At 35.2% G+C, this 17578-nt stretch carries 18 protein-coding genes and 1 pseudogene; 10 read left to right on the forward strand and 9 right to left on the reverse strand.

The window, feature by feature from the left end; all coding sequences use genetic code 11:
* The first annotated feature begins 47 nt into the window (after window positions 1-47).
* Window positions 48-2240 (forward strand): annotated as a pseudogene (locus tag C7377_RS06355) (glutamine synthetase III family protein).
* A gap of 119 nt (window positions 2241-2359) precedes the next feature.
* Window positions 2360-3442: a lysylphosphatidylglycerol synthase transmembrane domain-containing protein gene (locus C7377_RS06360; protein WP_116496499.1), complete on the forward strand. Its 1083-nt coding sequence runs from the start codon at window positions 2360-2362 to the stop codon at window positions 3440-3442.
* A gap of 80 nt (window positions 3443-3522) precedes the next feature.
* Here C7377_RS06360 and C7377_RS06365 read toward each other — a convergent pair whose 3' ends face one another.
* From C7377_RS06365 to C7377_RS06380, 4 genes are read right to left on the reverse strand one after another with little or no spacing between them, the layout of a single operon-like run.
* Entirely contained in the window at window positions 3523-4365 is an 843-nt protein-coding gene (locus C7377_RS06365; RefSeq protein ID WP_116496500.1) for a zinc ribbon domain-containing protein, read from the reverse strand.
* A 5-nt stretch (window positions 4366-4370) separates the two neighbouring features.
* Window positions 4371-5471, reverse strand: coding sequence for a Nif3-like dinuclear metal center hexameric protein (locus C7377_RS06370; RefSeq protein ID WP_116496501.1), 1101 nt, complete (start codon window positions 5469-5471; stop codon window positions 4371-4373).
* On the reverse strand, window positions 5471-5794 hold the full coding sequence (locus C7377_RS06375) for a MerR family transcriptional regulator (RefSeq protein WP_116496502.1): 324 nt from the start codon (window positions 5792-5794) through the stop codon (window positions 5471-5473). Before C7377_RS06375 ends, C7377_RS06370 begins: the two co-directional genes overlap by 1 nt.
* Window position 5795: 1 nt before the next feature.
* Entirely contained in the window at window positions 5796-6767 is a 972-nt protein-coding gene (locus C7377_RS06380; RefSeq protein WP_116496503.1) for a peptidoglycan DD-metalloendopeptidase family protein, read from the reverse strand.
* 65 nt (window positions 6768-6832) lie between these two features.
* On the opposite strand from C7377_RS06380, the gene alaS reads away from it, so the two are divergent.
* Both alaS and C7377_RS06390 read left to right on the forward strand, forming a co-directional pair.
* A complete protein-coding gene (gene alaS, locus C7377_RS06385) occupies window positions 6833-9490 on the forward strand; it encodes an alanine--tRNA ligase (protein WP_394336363.1) in 2658 nt (885 codons plus the stop codon).
* Between the two features lie 21 nt (window positions 9491-9511).
* Window positions 9512-10477, forward strand: coding sequence for an N-acetylmuramoyl-L-alanine amidase family protein (locus C7377_RS06390; protein WP_116496504.1), 966 nt, complete (start codon window positions 9512-9514; stop codon window positions 10475-10477).
* Here the strand turns inward: C7377_RS06390 and C7377_RS06395 are convergent, their stop codons facing one another.
* From C7377_RS06395 to xerD, 4 genes are all read right to left on the reverse strand, one after another.
* The gene (locus C7377_RS06395) at window positions 10478-10786 is read right to left on the reverse strand and encodes a phosphoribosylpyrophosphate synthetase (RefSeq protein ID WP_116496505.1); all 309 of its coding nucleotides are present in this window, start codon (window positions 10784-10786) and stop codon (window positions 10478-10480) included. It lies immediately after the preceding gene.
* 4 nt (window positions 10787-10790) lie between these two features.
* Window positions 10791-11402: a hypothetical protein gene (locus C7377_RS06400; protein ID WP_116496506.1), complete on the reverse strand. Its 612-nt coding sequence runs from the start codon at window positions 11400-11402 to the stop codon at window positions 10791-10793.
* Window positions 11393-11890, reverse strand: coding sequence for an RNA polymerase sigma factor (locus tag C7377_RS06405; RefSeq protein WP_116496507.1), 498 nt, complete (start codon window positions 11888-11890; stop codon window positions 11393-11395). Before C7377_RS06405 ends, C7377_RS06400 begins: the two co-directional genes overlap by 10 nt.
* Window positions 11891-11983: 93 nt before the next feature.
* The gene (gene xerD / locus C7377_RS06410; protein WP_116496508.1) at window positions 11984-12889 is read right to left on the reverse strand and encodes a site-specific tyrosine recombinase XerD; all 906 of its coding nucleotides are present in this window, start codon (window positions 12887-12889) and stop codon (window positions 11984-11986) included.
* A 189-nt stretch (window positions 12890-13078) separates the two neighbouring features.
* Here xerD and aroQ point away from each other — a divergent pair, with 189 nt between their 5' ends.
* The 6 genes from aroQ (at window position 13079) to C7377_RS06440 (ending at window position 16784) form a co-directional block, all read left to right on the forward strand.
* Window positions 13079-13498: a type II 3-dehydroquinate dehydratase gene (gene aroQ / locus C7377_RS06415; RefSeq protein WP_116496647.1), complete on the forward strand. Its 420-nt coding sequence runs from the start codon at window positions 13079-13081 to the stop codon at window positions 13496-13498.
* Window positions 13499-13619: 121 nt separating this feature from the next.
* Window positions 13620-13862 (forward strand): 50S ribosomal protein L28, encoded by a 243-nt coding sequence (rpmB, locus tag C7377_RS06420; protein WP_116496509.1) that lies wholly within the window; start codon window positions 13620-13622, stop codon window positions 13860-13862.
* A gap of 14 nt (window positions 13863-13876) precedes the next feature.
* Entirely contained in the window at window positions 13877-14059 is a 183-nt protein-coding gene (gene rpmG, locus C7377_RS06425) for a 50S ribosomal protein L33 (RefSeq protein WP_116496510.1), read from the forward strand.
* A 9-nt stretch (window positions 14060-14068) separates the two neighbouring features.
* On the forward strand, window positions 14069-14224 hold the full coding sequence (locus C7377_RS06430; protein ID WP_116496511.1) for a DUF4295 domain-containing protein: 156 nt from the start codon (window positions 14069-14071) through the stop codon (window positions 14222-14224).
* A 522-nt stretch (window positions 14225-14746) separates the two neighbouring features.
* Window positions 14747-16159, forward strand: coding sequence for a chromosomal replication initiator protein DnaA (gene dnaA, locus C7377_RS06435; protein WP_116496512.1), 1413 nt, complete (start codon window positions 14747-14749; stop codon window positions 16157-16159).
* 13 nt (window positions 16160-16172) lie between these two features.
* A complete protein-coding gene (locus tag C7377_RS06440; protein WP_116496513.1) occupies window positions 16173-16784 on the forward strand; it encodes an IMPACT family protein in 612 nt (203 codons plus the stop codon).
* Here the strand turns inward: C7377_RS06440 and C7377_RS06445 are convergent.
* Window positions 16774-17511: a hypothetical protein gene (locus tag C7377_RS06445; protein WP_116496514.1), complete on the reverse strand. Its 738-nt coding sequence runs from the start codon at window positions 17509-17511 to the stop codon at window positions 16774-16776. The genes C7377_RS06440 and C7377_RS06445 overlap by 11 nt on opposite strands.
* Window positions 17512-17578: the final 67 nt, after the last annotated feature.

Genomic DNA, 17578 nt, shown 5'->3' on the forward strand with positions numbered 1-17578 from the left:
CATTCGAAGAATATTCGATTTAGTATTTACAGAAGTAAAAGATATCTATGGCGCACATTAGGTTTAGAGCTGTCGAAGAAGCTCAAAAAAGAGAATTACAATCAATAGTAGAAAATTGTGAAAATATATCAGACATCTACGGAGTAAATGTTTTGATTGTAAGAAAATGAGAAACTATCTTGAGAAAGATGCTTATGAGAGTGTGATAAATGCTATAGATGAAGGAAGAAAAATAGACAGACCGCAAGTCAAGTAGCATCGGCAATGAAAACGTGGGCAATGGAAAGAGGAGCTACCCATTATGCGCATTGGTTTCATCCATTGAATGGTGCTACTGCAGAAAAACATGATGCATTCTTTTCCCTCACAAAAGATGGTAATGCCGTAGAAAGTTTTAATGGAAATTTATTGGTGCAACAAGAACCCGATGCATCAAGTTTTCCGAATGGCGGTATTCCTAATACCTTTGAAGCACGTGGATACACTGCTTGGGATCCATCTTCACCCGCGTTTGTCTTAGACCAAACACTTTGTATTCCCACTATATTTATTTCCTATACAGGAGAAGCACTAGATTTTAAAACGCCATATTTAAAATCACTTTTAGCCATTGACGAAGCAGCTACTGAGGTTTGCAAATTCTTTAATAGGGAGGTGAAAAAAGTGCAAGTAACGCTGGGTTGGGAACAGGAATACTTTTTAGTAGATGAAGCACTTTATAATGCACGTCCTGATTTAGCACTTTGCGGGCGTACCTTAATGGGACATTCAGCGGCAAAAGACTAACAGCTTGATGATCATTACTTTGGAGCCATTCCAGAGCGTGTGAGTATATTTATGCGACACTTTGAACGAGAAGCTTATAAACTAGGAATACCTGTAAAAACTCGCCATAATGAAGTAGCACCTAATCAGTTTGAGTGTGCACCAATTTTTGAAGAAGCGAACCTTGCAGTTGATCATAATCAGTTAATTATGTCTTTGATGGAGAAAATTGCCCATAAGCATAAATTTAAAGTCTTATTACACGAAAAACCTTTTAAAGGAATCAATGGTTCTGGAAAACATTGTAATTGGAGTTTACTTACTGACACGGGTGTAAATTTATTATCCCCGGGAGGCACTCCAAAAAATAACACCCAATTTCTAGTTTTTTTAGTAAATACGATAAAGGCAGTGTATGACAACAGCGGTTTATTAATCAGTAGTATTATTGATGCAGGAAATGCACATCGTTTAGGTGCACAGGAAGCGCCACCAGCTATCCTTTCCGTATTTATAGGTAGAACACTCGATCAACTTTTGAATGATATTGAAAATAGTATTGCTATCGACGAAATGAGTTCAGAAGAGAAAACAGAGCTTAAACTCGATATTGCAAAAATTCCAGAAATACTTTTAGATAATACTGATAGAAACAGTACTTCTCCATTTGCATTTACAGGCAATAGATTTGAGTTTAGAGCAGTCGGCTCTACACTACAGCTAACTGTGCATCACCGCTCACGATTTTGAATACCGCTGTCGCTCATCAATTGAATAGTTTCAAGAAACGTGTTGAGGATTTGGTTAAATCAGGCGTGAAAAAAGACGAAGCTATTTTAAAGTCTATTCGCAAAGTAATTATTGAGTCCAAGAACGTTCGTTTTGAAGGTAATGGATACAGTCAAGAGTGGTTTGATGAAGCCCTTCGCAGAGGTTTACCTAATATTCCTAGTGCAGTAGAGGCATTCAAGGTCTTTAAAGATGCATCTTCAGTGAAAATACTGACGGATTATGGAGTGTTGAGTGAACGTGAGTTAGAGGCACGTTTTGAAATCAACAACGAGATTTATACGAAGGTTGTTCAGATAGAGGCACGTGTGCTTGGTGACTTATCAATAAACCATATCATTCCAACAGCTATAGCTTATCAAAATGTTTTAATTACTAACGTTAAGGGAATTAGAGAATTATTTTCTGATGATGAGGATTATCAAAATCTCGCCGGATCACAATTGAAGAGCATTAAAAAGATATCTAAACATGTAAAAGCTATAAGAGAAATGGTGAAAGAATTGGTGGAAGTTCGTAAAGAATCTAATGCTATTACAGACCTACCAGAACAGGCAAAAGCATACTCGACGAAAGTAAAACCATATTTGGAAAAAATCCGCTATCATATTGACAAATTGGAATTGATTGTTGATGATGAGATGTGGACGCTTCCAAAGTATCGTGAACTCCTTTTTATTCATTAAAAACATTAGCCTTTTAAGTATTTAATAAAGAATCATATTACTTTAGTATTATATCGCATTTACTTGTTTTTCTCTTATCCCCATTTCATTATCTTTGCATACACAACTTATGAAGTATAATGAACGAGGAGAAGCGTAATCCAGAGAAAGATCTTACTGAAAAAATAAAACCAAGTCGGGTGCTGTTGCCAGTACTAATTGGTCTTGGCGTTGTCGCCTATATGTTTTCAAGAGAATTTTCTTGGGAAGCTTTTAATACATTGTCTTTTTCAAAATTTTCTGCTTTTTGGTTGCTCTTATCTTGTCTTTTTATGGGACTGAGAGACCTCGGATATATGATTCGTCTCAAAATACTTTCAGAAGCCGACCTTACTTGGAAACAAGCTTTTCGTGTTATCATGCTTTGGGAGTTTACCTCTGCAGTTACGCCTTCGGCTATTGGAGGAACTAGCTTAGCAGTAATCTACGTCAATAAAGAGGGGGTGCCTCTCGGTAGAAGTACGGCAATTGTTATGGCAACATCATTTCTGGATGAGCTGTATTTTATTATTATGTTTCCTCTCTTACTCCTTTTTTTAAATACTGATAATTTGTTTAACATACCACACGCCGAGGAAGGAAGTGCTTGGTTAGCCCAAAATATTCTTTATTTGTGTTTGGTGGGTTATGCTATAAAGTTTTTGTGGGCGTGTATGCTTACCTACGGATTGTTTTATAATCCGAGAGGTATGAAATATTTTTTATTGAAAGTATTTAAACTTCCGATTTTAAGACGTTTTAGAGGCAGAATGAATACCGTCGGTACAGATATGGTAAACAGTTCCTATCGCTTGCGTACACGCAAGTGGAATTTTTGGGTGAAGTCATTTATTGCTACACTCATGTCATGGACTTCTCGTTATTGGGTTGTCAATGCTTTACTCGTTGCCTTTTGGGCAAACGCTTACGGATGGTCAGAACATTTTATTATTTTCGGACGTCAGCTCATCATGTGGATATTGATGCTTATAAGTCCTACACCCGGTGGTAGTGGGTTCGCGGAGTTTGTTTTCAAAGAGTTTTTAGCAGAATTTATTCCCGGTGCTGGTGTAGCGATAGGAATAGCCCTGCTGTGGCGTATTATTACGTATTATCCTTATCTGATCATTGGGGCTATTATCCTACCTCGATGGATTAAAGCTAAATTTAGATCTAAAGAATAATCTGGGATACTTAAATAAAAAAAGAGCAACCTTAATTTTAAAAGTTACTCTTTTTTTTAGATATTCAGAATAAAGTGGGATTATTTTGTCACTTTACGTTTTCTTACCGTTCTCTTTTTCTTTTGTGCTGCTTTTTCAATATCCAATTGCTCTTGGGTATTGTCGTCGTCATTGATGTATTTATCAACAAGAATACGACCGCAATGCTCGCATACAATAATTTTCTTTCTAGCTCGTATATCTAACTGTCGCTGTGGTGGTATTTTATTGAAACAGCCACCGCAAGCGTCTCTGTTTACGGTAACAACCGCTAAGCCATTTCTAGCATTAGAGCGAATACGAGTATAGGCAACGGCTAAACGTTCTTCAAGATTATCAAGCAAAGCTTGTGATTTTTTTTCTAAAGCCTTCTCATCTTTTTCGGTTTCTGCAATTACTGCCTTTAGTTCAGATTTTTTCTCTTTTAATAAAGCCGTTTTTTGCTTGAGCTCGTCTTTCGATTGCTTTATTGCTTCTTTTTTGAAATCTTCAGTTGCAGAGAATTCTTTAATATGCTTTTCGGCTAATTCTATTTCTAACTCTTTGAACTCAATTTCTTTGGATAAAGCATTAAATTCTCTATTGTTACGTACGTTGTTTTGTTGCTTCGTGTACTTTTCGATTAAGGCTTGATGTTCTTTAATCTCATTCTTCTTTGCTGAAATACTAGCAGTGCTTTCTTTCAGCTCCTCATCATGTTTGGCAACACGTGTTTGTAATCCTGCAACCTCGTCCTCCAAATCCTCTACTTCCAAAGGAAGTTCTCCTCTGAGTTTTCTAATTTCGTCTATTTCAGAATCAATTTGCTGAAGTTCGTATAAACTCTTCAGTTTATCCTCAACACTCACTTCTTCTTTGTTCGTTTTGATTGTTTTTTTTGCCATATCGACTATAAAAAGTAATTTATGGGATTGGTATCCAATTTTGTAAATGTGGTTGCAAAGTTAGGTAAATTTTCTGTAATTAACTCATTAAATATTTCCATGCTGCAACGCTCGCTTTCGTAATGCCCTATATCAGCAATAATAATTTGCCTGTCTGCATCAAAAAAATCATGATATTTAAAATCGCCTGTGATAAAAATATCAGCATTAGCTCTTTTGGCATTTTCTAATAAAAAGCTTCCACTGCCACCACAAACAGCCACTGTCGAGATTTTGTCTTTGCATAAAGGAGTATGACGAATAACTTTTAGGTTGAAAGTGTCTTTTACAAATTCCAAAAAATCTTTAGTGGGCATGCTTTCACGAAGTTTTCCGATACAACCGATTCCAACCGAAGGATCTTCATTCTCCAATTCGTAGATGTCATAAGCCACTTCTTCGTATGGATGTGCTGTTTTTAAAGTAGCAATTGCTTGACTTAATAGATGACGAGGTAGAATCGTTTCTGTGCGTATTTCTTCTTCTTTATGAAGTTCATTTTGTTTTCCCACATAAGGGGTTGTTCCATCTAAAGCACGAAAAGTTCCTAAGCCCTTAGTATTAAAACTACATTTATCATAATTGCCGATATGACCACAACCTGCGCTGAATAAAGCCTTGTTTACCGTTTCGACATGAGAAACCGGTACAAAGCTTACAAGTTTCAATAGATTGTCCTTTTTCGTCGAAAGCATATGTATATCTTGTAGCCCAAGCATTTCAGAAATTTTAGTGTTTACGCCGCCCTGCACACTGTCTAAATTGGTATGTGATGCATAAAGAGCTATGTTGTTTTGAATGGCTTTAATTACAGTACGTTCTACGTAATTTCTACCGGTAAGACGTTTTAGTCCTTTAAAGATAATAGGGTGGTGGGCAACAACCATATTTGCATTGTTGGCAATAGCTTCTTCAACAACCTCTTCAGTAATGTCCACTGAAAGCAGAACACCCGTAAGTTCCATATCCGCATCACCAACTAATAAACCTGCGTTATCATAACTTTCTTGGTAAGATGTAGGGGCTAATTTTTCTATTATTTTGCAAATATCTTTAACTGTAGGCATTAGAGTTTGTTTTTTATTTTTTCTAATAATGAATGAATATCTTTCAATTTGCGAAGTACTTCAATCTTGTGTTCTGTTTTTTCTCCGTGTAGCTCAAGTTCCTTTATTGCACCCTCGACAGTAAGTTTTTTGACTCTAATAAGATAATGGATTATTTCAATGTTTTCCATATCCTTAGCAGTGAAAAGCCGTACTCCTCTTTTGTTTTTTTTAGGTTTTAAAATACTAAAACGCTTCTCCCAATAACGAATGGCAGAAACCTCCTCATCGAAGTGGTTGGCAACCTCACTTATTGAGTAATATAACTTGTTAAATGTCGTCATATTAGTCAAAGGATTTTACAGAATTATTTGATTGGTGAATGATTTCTTCGTATTCTTCAGGACTCAAATCATTAAAGTAAAAATTAATAGGATTCAAAACTCTACCATTTTTGTGCACTTCATAATGCACATGTGGAGCTGTAGAGTCTCCTGTACTTCCCACATAACCGATGACATCACCTCGTTTCACTTTTTGACCTACTTTTGCTTTTGCTCGAATCATATGGGCGTAAAGCGTTTCATATCCACCATAATTATGTTTTATAATTACATGTATTCCGTAGCCCTTAGACCTTTTTACTTTGGTGACCACACCATCTCCAGTGGCATAAATGTCAGTTCCTGACGGAGCGGCAAAGTCCATGCCTTTATGCATTCTATAAATTCCATAGATTGGATGCAGTCGCATACCGTAACCAGAAGGATGCGTGCGTAGTAATTCTTTACGAATAGGCATGATTGCGGGTACAGATGTAAGCATCTCTTTTTGTAAATTGGCTAGTGATTCTATTTCATCAAGAGATTTACTTTGAACATAGGTTTTTTTTAGCATTTTATCCAAGTCTTCTGCTGTTGTTCGTACCATTTCAGCATTCGACAAGGAATCCAACTTATTGTATTTATTGATACCACCCATTCCAGAATTTCTAAGTTCATTAGGAATGGGGTCTGCGTTCAGCAAGAAGCGATACAGATTATCATCTCTATTTTGAATGTCCTCTAAAACAGCATTAATATTTTGCAGTTTTTTATCCATAACCTCATAGTTCGCTTTTAAGGCAGCATTTTCATTGAGAAGTTCCTGCTCTCTTGGTGAACCGATAAGTTCTCCAAAAAGCCAAAACGTCAGAAAGCCTGTTAGCATTGCAGTTACTATAAAACCTAAGGTTAACAATATCTTTTTTCGTGAGGGATTGCTTTGGTTTTCAAAGCGAACAGACTCCGGATTAAAACGGTATTGGTTTTTTGCCATAAAAGATTTTATTCAAAATAATGCACAAAGTTAGGTAAATAATCTATTTTTGCAATTTAGGAGTAATGTTAAAAATAGCAAAAAATAGAATAGATTCCATGAAAGCAGCCCAAATAAGACAGCAATTTTTAGACTTTTTTGAAAGCAAGAAGCATACAATAGTTCCCTCTGCACCGATGGTCGTGAAAGATGACCCAACATTGATGTTTACTAACGCCGGAATGAATCAGTTTAAAGATATTTTCTTAGACTTGGCACCTATAAAACATACGAGAGTTGCAGACTCTCAAAAATGCTTGCGCGTTTCTGGTAAACACAACGACCTTGAGGAAGTAGGAGTTGATACCTATCATCATACGATGTTTGAGATGCTGGGTAACTGGTCTTTTGGTGATTATTTTAAAAAAGAAGCCATTGCGTGGGCGTGGGAGCTGTTAGTGGATGTTTATGGACTGCCTGAAGAAAGATTGTACGCAACAATTTTTGAGGGAAATCAAGAAGTACCTCGTGATACTGAAGCCTTTGATTTTTGGAAGCAATATTTACCTGAAGATAGAATCATCAATGGTAATGCCAAAGACAATTTCTGGGAAATGGGTGAGACCGGTCCTTGTGGTCCTTGTTCTGAGATTCATATCGATTTACGCGATGATGATGAACGTGAAAAGGTTAATGGACGAGACTTGGTAAACCAAGACCATCCGCTAGTTATTGAAATTTGGAATTTAGTATTTATTCAGTTTAATAGAAAATCTGGAGGTGTTTTAGAGAAGTTACCTAAAACCCACGTAGATACAGGAATGGGTTTTGAGCGTTTATGTATGGCGTTGCAAGGCAAGAAGTCTAATTATGATACCGATGTATTCCAGCCAATTATTCAAAGAATAGCTCAACTTTCAAATAAAGAATATGGCAAGGACGAGCAAACAGATATAGCCATACGTGTAGTGGCAGACCATATACGTACTGTAGCTTTCTCTATTGCTGAAGGGCAATTGCCCTCAAACAATAAAGCAGGGTATGTCATCCGACGTATTTTACGTAGAGCAATTCGCTATGCCTACACTTTTTTAGGTATGAAAGAACCATTCATTTACGAATTAGTATCGGTATTAGACGAGACTTTAGGCGGTCATTTTGAAGAAATAGGCAAGCAGAAAACATTGATAGAACAAGTAGTTAAGGAAGAAGAAAATGCTTTTCTAAGAACGCTTTCTAATGGTTTGAAATTGATGGATGATGTCATTCAAAAGGCAAAAAATAAAGATAGCAAAATCATAGAAGGTGATGTCGCTTTTAAATTGTATGATACTTACGGATTTCCTCTCGATTTGATTGATTTGATTGCTCGTGAACAAGGTTTCACTGTTGATAATGAGGGGTTTAATGTTGCGTTGGAGAAACAGCGCGCAGGTTCACGTACTGCTATTTCAGAAACCGATGAATGGACGTTCGTACGTGAAAATCAAGCACAGGAATTTATAGGCTATGATTATTCAGAATCAAAAATTGAATTAGTAAAATACCGAACCGTAACGGATAAGAAAAAAAAATTATATCATTTGGTGTTTAATCACACACCATTTTATGGAGAGAGTGGAGGACAAATAGGTGATACTGGAATAATAGAAGATGTCTTCGGTAATGAATATCATGTGATAAATACGATAAAGGAACATAATGAAATTATCCATGTATTACCAAAGTTGCCCGAGCATTTAGATGCCACGTTTTCTGCAAAAATTGCCTTAGAGCGAAGAAATAATATCAAAAAGAATCACTCAGCAACTCATTTGCTTCACTATGCACTTCGCAAGGTGTTGGGAGATCATGTACAGCAAAAAGGCTCTTTGGTGGCTGATACACATCTCAGCTTTGACTTTTCTCATTTTCAAAAGATGACAGAAAACGAAATTGCTGAGGTTGAAGGGATTGTAAATAAACTAATTCAGCAAAATACTATATTGCAAGAAGAACGAGCTTTACCGATAGATGAAGCAAAGAAACGAGGAGCTATGGCTCTTTTTGGAGAAAAGTACGGAGATGTAGTAAGAATGATTCAGTTTGGTGATTCGGTAGAGCTTTGTGGAGGTACTCATGTAAGTTCTACTGGAGAGATTGGCTTGCTAAAGATTACTTCGGAAAGCTCTATTGCCTCTGGTATCCGTAGGATTGAAGCTGTTACGGGTAATGGCGCATTGAAGTATTTTAATGAGCATTTAACTATTGTAAAAGAATTAGAACAGACATTTAAAGTGCCTACACAAAAAGTACTTTCAAGCATTCATCATTTACAAGAGGAAAATAAAAAATTGCAACTCAAGATTAAGGAGTACCAGAAGCAAGCTTTGACTTCACTTAAAAAGGAACTGAAGGGAGATGTAACTGAAAAAGATGGCATATCATGGTTGATTAAGAAATTGGAAGTGGAAAGTGCAGACCAAATCCGTGATTTGGCGTATCAGCTAAAAGGAGAAATTAACAATTTGATTTTTATAGCGGGTGCTAATATAAAAGGCAAAGCTAACCTTACGATAATGTTTAGTCAAAATTTGGTTGAGAAGCATGGATTACACGCCGGAAATCTAGTGCGAGAGGTAGCCAAAGAGATTCAAGGTGGAGGCGGAGGGCAACCATTCTTTGCTTCGGCAGGCGGTCGTAATCCTGAAGGAATTGAGAACGCTTTCGCAAAAGCAAAGGAAATGATTAAAGCAAAGTTATAATCCACGAATAAAAAGATATTCATGCATAAAAAAGCAACCATACTGTTAATTACGTTATTGATTGCTTGTGTTTTTTGTTATGCTCAGTCGAAAACAGCAATACCTCAGAAGGGTGAAGGCTTACATGCATTTCTTATAAGAAATAAGTTGTCTGTAAGTAAACATAAAACAAAATTTATAGAGTTAAATAAAGGAAAGTTTGGGAAAAACAACAGTTTATTGGCTGGTGTTGTTTATGAACTTCCTGATGATGAAGTGAACTTTGAAATACCTTTGTTTGGAAAAAAATACAAGAAATTTAAACAAAGGACAACTGCACTTAACGGTGCTGTGTTCTATTTAGTAAGTGGGCATGGAGGACCTGACCCTGGTGCGGTTGGTCACTATATGAAAAAACCTTTGCACGAGGATGAATATGCCTATGATGTTACGTTGCGTCTAGCACGAAAGTTAATGGAGAACGGTGCGAAAGTTTATGTGATTATTCAAGATATAAAAGATGGTATTCGTGATGCCGCGGTTTTGTCTAATAGCAAACGGGAAACCTGTATGGGGAAGCGAATCCCTATTAATCAATTAAAACGTTTGAAACAGCGTACAGATGCAGTCAATAAACTATATCATAAAGATAAATCAAGTTATAAGCGTTGCATTGTCTTGCATGTAGATAGTCGCACCAAAACAAAGAAGTTAGATGTATTCTTTTATCATCATCCTAAAAGTAGCAAAGGCAAGCGATTGGTCAATAGCATTGCTGATACTTTCTCTGAAAAATACGGCAAACACCAACCAGGCAGAGGCTTTTCGGGTACTGTGAGTGACAGAGAACTCTATGTAGTACGGAAAACAATACCTCCAGTAGCTTTTATAGAATTAGGTAATATCCAAAACAGACGAGATCAGTTACGATTTGTGAAACCAAATAATCGTCAAGCACTCGCCAATTGGATTTACGAGGGTATTAAGAATGACTTTCAGAAAAAGTAGTTACAGATTTAACTTTTTAATCATTTCGTCTGTCATATCATCAGAGTAGATACCGTAGGCATTCACAAGCACACCTTTTGTATCGTCCTTTAATGAAGAAATGGCGTAAAGTATAGAAGAATCAGCTGGATTAGTCTCACCTTCAAATCGGAAGAACTTATCAATTTCAAATTCATTATGTAACAATTTGCATGATCTGTCACTCGCTTCTATACAGTTATTGTTAAGATTAAAATCTTTTGTGTATCCTTGCTTTCTTAAGCCCTCAATTCCATGTACTAAAGTGTCGTAAGCTTCCATTTGTCTCATTTTTTTATTGTAATTGTTTCAATTCTTCATAATTTTTCTTTAATCGACGCAATAGGAAACCATAAAGCAATCGATAAAAGAAATACAATGAAATCACTATAATTAATGTAACTGTAAATACTGCAAAAACTAAGCCTAACCAAAATGCTGTATTGTTTTTTACATTTGATGGAATATTAATTGCTTCTGAATCATAGATTAATATCCACCACGTGCTTAAAATTACCGAGAGAACAAACATCGCTAAATTGTAAATGATATAATAGCGTACCGTCTTTCGAAGTCTAAAAATGTTTGCCAAAAGCTCACTAACATTTTGTTCTACTTTTATTTTTTTAAAGTTGATAAAGAAAAGAATAATAAACCCGATGATAACAATATAGTTTACAACGCTAATTGCAGTAACAAAAAATTCAGAACTGTTGTTCAATTTCAAACTGCTTTCTGGTAATAGTAATGAAAATAAAATCCAGAATATAAATTCACCTAGACTGATGTAAAAAATCCATTTCGCTACTGAAGAAGATTTTCTCTTAAGCATCGCAAGAATTTGTTCCCTGCTGAAAGAGGTGGTTTTTTGCTCTTTCCAAACATTTTTTAATTGATTTATATCCATTGTTGCATAATCTCTTTTAACTTCACTTTTACCCTATTGATCTTCACTCTCGCATTCCCTTCTGTAATACCGATGGTTTCTGCAATCTCTTTATAGGGCTTCTCCTCTAAGTAGAGAAGTACGAGTGCACGCTCGATTTCCGTTAGTTGTTTTATTGATTTATAGAGAATATCTATCTCCTCTTGCTTATCATGTTCGACAATTTCTTTATATTGATGTGAGTGATATTCCTCTATTTCAGTAGTGGTAATTGCTTTTTTCTTCTTTCTAAACAATGTGATTGCAGTATTTAGTGCCACCCGGTACATCCACGTACTAAATTTTGATTCTTCTTTAAAAGAATCAAAAGAACTCCAAAGTTGGAGGACAACCTCTTGAAACATATCTTTATGTTCCTCGTCACTGTCAGCATAAGTACGACATACTTTATGAATAATACCTTGATTTTCATCAACTAAATTCGCGAATATGTCTTGTCTTGTACTCAAATAAGTTCTTTGTGTGGCGGCTTACTATCTAACCGTAGTTTTGCCTATAATTAGATAAGTCGATGATTTATATTAAATGTTACATTTAGTCGCTTATTTATTTGCATGCGGATGAAACATTGCTAGAGTTTCACTTAAATATTGCCTGTCTAGATGCGTATAAATCTCTGTCGTAGTGATAGATTCATGTCCAAGCATCTCTTGTACAGCACGTAAGTTTGCTCCCCCTTCTATAAGGTGTGTAGCAAATGAATGTCTAAATGTGTGTGGGCTTATGCTTTTTTGTATATCAGCTAATTGTGCTAAATCTTTGATGATGTAGAATACCATTGTTCGAGAAAGACCTTTCCCTCGGTTATTTAAGAATAGAGTGTCACGATGCTCTGGATGAGAAGCTAATTGTGAGCGAACATTTGTTATATACTCGCTGATGTACTTTTGAGCTCTGCTTCCGATGGGCACAATACGCTCTTTGTTTCCTTTCCCGATTACTGTGATATAATCCTCATCAAAATTAAGGTCTGAGAGGCGAAGTGTAATTAATTCAGAAACCCTTAGTCCACAAGCATACATTGTTTCAATCATTGCTTTATTTCGTATGCCATGTTTAGTTTCACAATCTATTTTGTCAATAATGAGGTCAATTTCTTCAATTGAAAGTGGTTCTGGCAGTTTCCTTGAGAGTCGAGGGCTTTCTAATAAAGATGCAGGATTTTCTTTTATCGAGCCATCATAAATTAAATACTCAAAAAAATTATTTATGGAAGAAATGATTCTAGCTTGCGTAGCAGTTGCCACCTCTATCTCATTTAGTGACTGAATAAACTTATCCAAGTCAGTTTTCGTAACGCGCAAAGGTGATTTTACCTGAGAACTTACTGAAAGGTAGTTTGAAAGCTTATTAATATCATTTTTGTAGGCTTTGAGAGTATTTTCCGCAACACCTTTTTCAAGCTTAAGATAATTAGAAAACCCTTCGATACAATCTTTCCAAACCATTTTTTACATAAATTTTTGAGTTAACAATAAGTAAAGGTATCAATTTTATGCTTATTCGAGCTTGTCTAAACGTTTTAGTTGACAATATAACTAATATTTATGCACGTAAACCACAATGAAATGTTATCTTTGCAGGCAATACTATTCTTTGATACTCTTAATACGAAACAGTTTATCAATTTACTTCGAATGAGAAAAAAAGTATATATAATTAATGGTCCGAACTTAAATCTACTTGGTAAACGTGAGAATGATATTTACGGAAACCTTAGCTTTGAAGAATATTTTGAAGAAATGAAACGCACTTTTCCTCAAACGGATCTTTTTTATTTTCAGTCGAATGTTGAAGGAGAATTGGTATCAAAAATACAAGAAGTATCATCTGAATGTGATGGAATCATCTTAAATGCCGCTGCATATACTCATACGTCAGTTGCTATAGCTGATGCTATTAGTGCTATTGAAACTCCGGTTGTAGAGGTACATATTTCGAATGTTACTTCTCGAGAAGAGTTTAGACACACCTCTTTAATAACCCCAGTATGCAGAGGTTTGATTCTTGGATTTGGGCTAAATAGCTATAGCCTAGCATTAGCCTCACTTCTGTAGTAAGTGAATATTTGAGATAGAATAGAAAATTTAATTTTGGAGAAAAAAGTGGCTCGATTTTTTGCATAGCTCAAAATTAAGTGGTTACTTTGCACTCCGTAAAAAGAAGAAACTAAGAGAAATGGCTAGAGTTTGTCAGATAACAGGAAAAAAAGTAATGGTGGGAAACAATGTATCTCACTCATTGAGAAGAACGAAGAGAACTTTCGTTCCTAATCTTTTTGATAAACGTTTTTATCTTGAAGATGAAAAGCGTTGGATTAAATTGAGAGTTTCTGCCAATGGTATGCGTACCATTGATAAGAAAGGATTAGCTAAAGCACTTAAAGATGCTAAGGCTAAAGGTTATATTGGAAAATATTAAAAACGTAAAGTGCAATGGCTAAGAAAGGAAACAGAGTACAGGTAATATTGGAGTGTACTGAGCACAAAGAAAGTGGTCAGCCAGGAACTTCACGATATATTACAACTAAGAATAAAAAAAATACACCTGAGCGTATAGAATTGAAAAAATACAATCCAATTCTTCGCAAAATGACGGTTCATAAAGAAATTAAATAATAAAGAGATATGGCTAAGAAAGCAGTTGCAACCTTACAAAAAGGAGAAGGTCGTGGATTTACCAAAGTAATTAAAATGGTACGTTCAGAAAAAACAGGAGCTTACGTATTTAAAGAAGCAATGGTAGCTAATGATGCTGTAAAAGACTTTTTTGCAAATAATTAAGCAAACTTTGATTTATAATATTAAAAGGAGTTTATTCCAAATGAAATGGAGTAAGCTCTTTTTTTTATGTTAGTAATTTAATGTCAATATGAATAATAAATTGCAGGGATCAATGATAAAGTTCTTTTGTAATTTTTGCTTTTCTCTGATTTTATATTGATTCATTAATCATCAATGTTTTTAAAAAATCACAGAAGCGTTATTATCTCTAATTATTAGCTGTATTTTGATTAAAATAAGAGATCACGACACATTAAAAATTATTCATTTGTTTAATTTTAATTTTCAACTCAAAGTGTGTAAAAAATATAGTTTTTTTTCTACTTACAAGCTATTGTAAATGAGAGGGTTGTTATATTGTGATAGGTTGTAATTATCTGTTTATCAGTGATTTGTGTATAACTGTCTGACATATAGTGGTGTTAATAAGCTTTCCAAAAAAACAAGTGAAAAAGATTTTTTTTTACCATTTTTTTTTGCAATTTTTGTAGTACCGAATTGGAACAATCCATAAAACTAACTATGAAGCACAGATGTAACGACATATGGGATAGATGTCTGCAAATTATTGCGGATAATGTGCCGGCTGGTAGCTTTAAAACTTGGTTTGTCCCTATTCGTCCAGTGAAAATCGAGAATAATATAATTACAGTTGAAGTTCCCAGTCATTTTTTCTATGAATACATTGAGGAGAATTATATTGACTTGCTTAAAAAAGTATTGCGTAGAGAGATTGGGGAACATGCAAAATTAGAATATGTAATCGTTGTAAATAAGAGCTCTAAAAATGGTAAAGTAAACTTACCATCAAGTGTGAAGCCTAATACGCAAAATAGACCGGTTGCTAAACCTAATTCAATAAAGGATAAGGTTCATAACCCTTTTGTAATACCCGGAATCAAGAAGATTACTGTTGATTCTAATCTTCAGAAGAAACATAGCTTTGATAATTTTATTGTGGGTGACTGTAACCGAGTAGCTAGCGAAGCGGGGCATGCTATTGCTCAAAAACCTGGAGAGACGCCTTTTAATCCTTTGTTTATTTATAGTAAATCTGGATTGGGGAAAACACATGTATCTCAAGCTATTGGAATTGAAGCGAAAAAGTGTTATCCTGAAAAGACCATATTATATTTAAGTGCTAATAAATTTAAGACTCAATATACAGAGTCTATTCGGAAAAATACCTTGAATGATTTTATTCATTTCTATCAAATGATTGATTTGTTAATTATTGATGATATTCATGAGTTAACCACCGAAAAAACACAGAATGTATTTTTCCATATTTTTAATCACTTACATCAATCAAATAAACAATTAATTCTTACTTCAGATCGACCTCCAATAGAATTGGAAGGAATAGAAGAACGCTTGCTTTCACGCTTCAAGTGGGGGCTTTCAGTTGAGCTCAAAACTCCTGACTTTCAGACAAGGAAAGCTATTTTCACTGCTAAGGCTAAGCAAGAGGGGATTGAAATAGCTGAAGAGATTATTGATTATGTTTGTAAGCACGTAAAAACAAGCATAAGAGAGTTAGAAGGCATTTTAGTATCTATGGTAGCTCATGCAACTATCAACAACCAAGACGTTAATCTTACCTTGGCTGAGAGTATTGTGAAGCAGGTAGTAAAGAATCCTCAACGAGAAGTGAATGTTCCTTACATTAAAAAGAAAGTGAGTTCATTCTTTAATCTTACAGAGGAGAACTTGGTTGCTAAGACCCGTCGCAGAGAAATTGTTCAAGCTCGCCAGATTGCTATGTATTTTGCTCGCGAAATCACTAAATCGTCGCTTACTTCGATAGGGGCACAGATAGGTAATAAGAATCATGCAACTGTATTACATGCCTGCCAGACTGTTGAGAACTTAATGGAAACTGATAAAAAATTCCGTTATTTGATTGAAGAGTTACGAACCATTTTAGAAGAATAAATCAAACTTTTTCATGGGAAATCTTCCCGAAGATACTTTTTTAACCATAGCTCATCCTTCTGAAGGCTTGTACAAGGAGAAGGGAAGTAAGTTTTTAGCATTTGCTTATCCTGTAAGTACAGAAGAGCACATCAAAGACTATATTCATGCACTCAAAAAGAAATATTATGATGCACGTCATCATTGTTATGCATATATACTTGGTAAAGATAAAGAACGCTTTCGTGCTAATGATGATGGGGAACCTTCTTCTACTGCCGGGAAACCAATACTAGGACAACTCTATTCTTATGATGTCACCAATGTTATGATTGTTGTGGTGCGTTATTTTGGGGGTAAAAAATTAGGCGCAAGTGGATTAATTACTGCGTATAAGTCGGCTGCTTCTGATGCTTTAGAGAATGCTAAAATTGTTCCTCATATTCTTACGAAAGACATAAAAGTTACATGCTCTTTTGCTGAGGTTGACTTTGTAATGCGCTTAGCCAAAAATTATGATCTACAAATTATAAATCAAGACTATACAGCCACACACGTAATTATCCAACTTCGAGTCAGAGAAAATCTATTAGATGAGATTCGAAGACAGCTAGATTTTGCAGAGAAGATTCAGATTAAAAATTGAATGACAAAGAAATAGAATCGGCATAGCGCTTTTTCTCTATTTTCTCCAATTCATTTTTCCTGTACACATAATTGATTCCCCATGCACTGCAAGCTGTTCGTGATTTATCTTCATTTGAGAAGTCAAAATGTTTTTCTAAAATATCCCAAAGTTTAACAATATGTTTATCAGCAGTATCTCTATATTTTACAAGCTCTTCATTTGCTCTTAGTTGGGTTTCTTGTTGATATTTTAGCTCTTTATAGGAATCCTTGAATTTTTCATAATTGATAGAGACTAATGCAAGCGAAGGATTGTATATTCGATTTCCTCCCTTATTCATTCGATCGTTTTCGCCATTAATGATTTTTTCACCCCACTCCAAGAGAAGATTGTCCGAACTCAAATCGGGAAGTTTGGTGTTTTTTATGTCTATGCCGTAATAAGATCTTACATTTTCTCCTAACTCTCCACGCTGTATAGCCATGTTCACAACTTGTATGAAGTGCGATATGTACATACGTGCTTTGTTTGTAAATTCTTTGTGCTTTTTATTGAGTAATAAACCTTTTTGTTGGGTTGAGTTTTTAAAATTGAGCCTTCCTTCAAATTTCTGTGACACTTCCTGCAATTTCATCCGAAAATCATAAGGAATAATGAGCTCGACTTCTTCTTCTTGATTCTTTAATGCCGTTTTCATGGCTCTCATTCTAGCTCTATCAGTATTTGGAAGTCTGCGGTAGGGCATGTTTATTTAGTTGTTTAGTTACGAAGATAAAGAATGAGCGTGCATTTTCCTACAATTCGCAAAGGAA

Source organism: Balneicella halophila (assembly GCF_003096835.1).
Classification (GTDB): domain Bacteria; phylum Bacteroidota; class Bacteroidia; order Bacteroidales; family Balneicellaceae; genus Balneicella; species Balneicella halophila.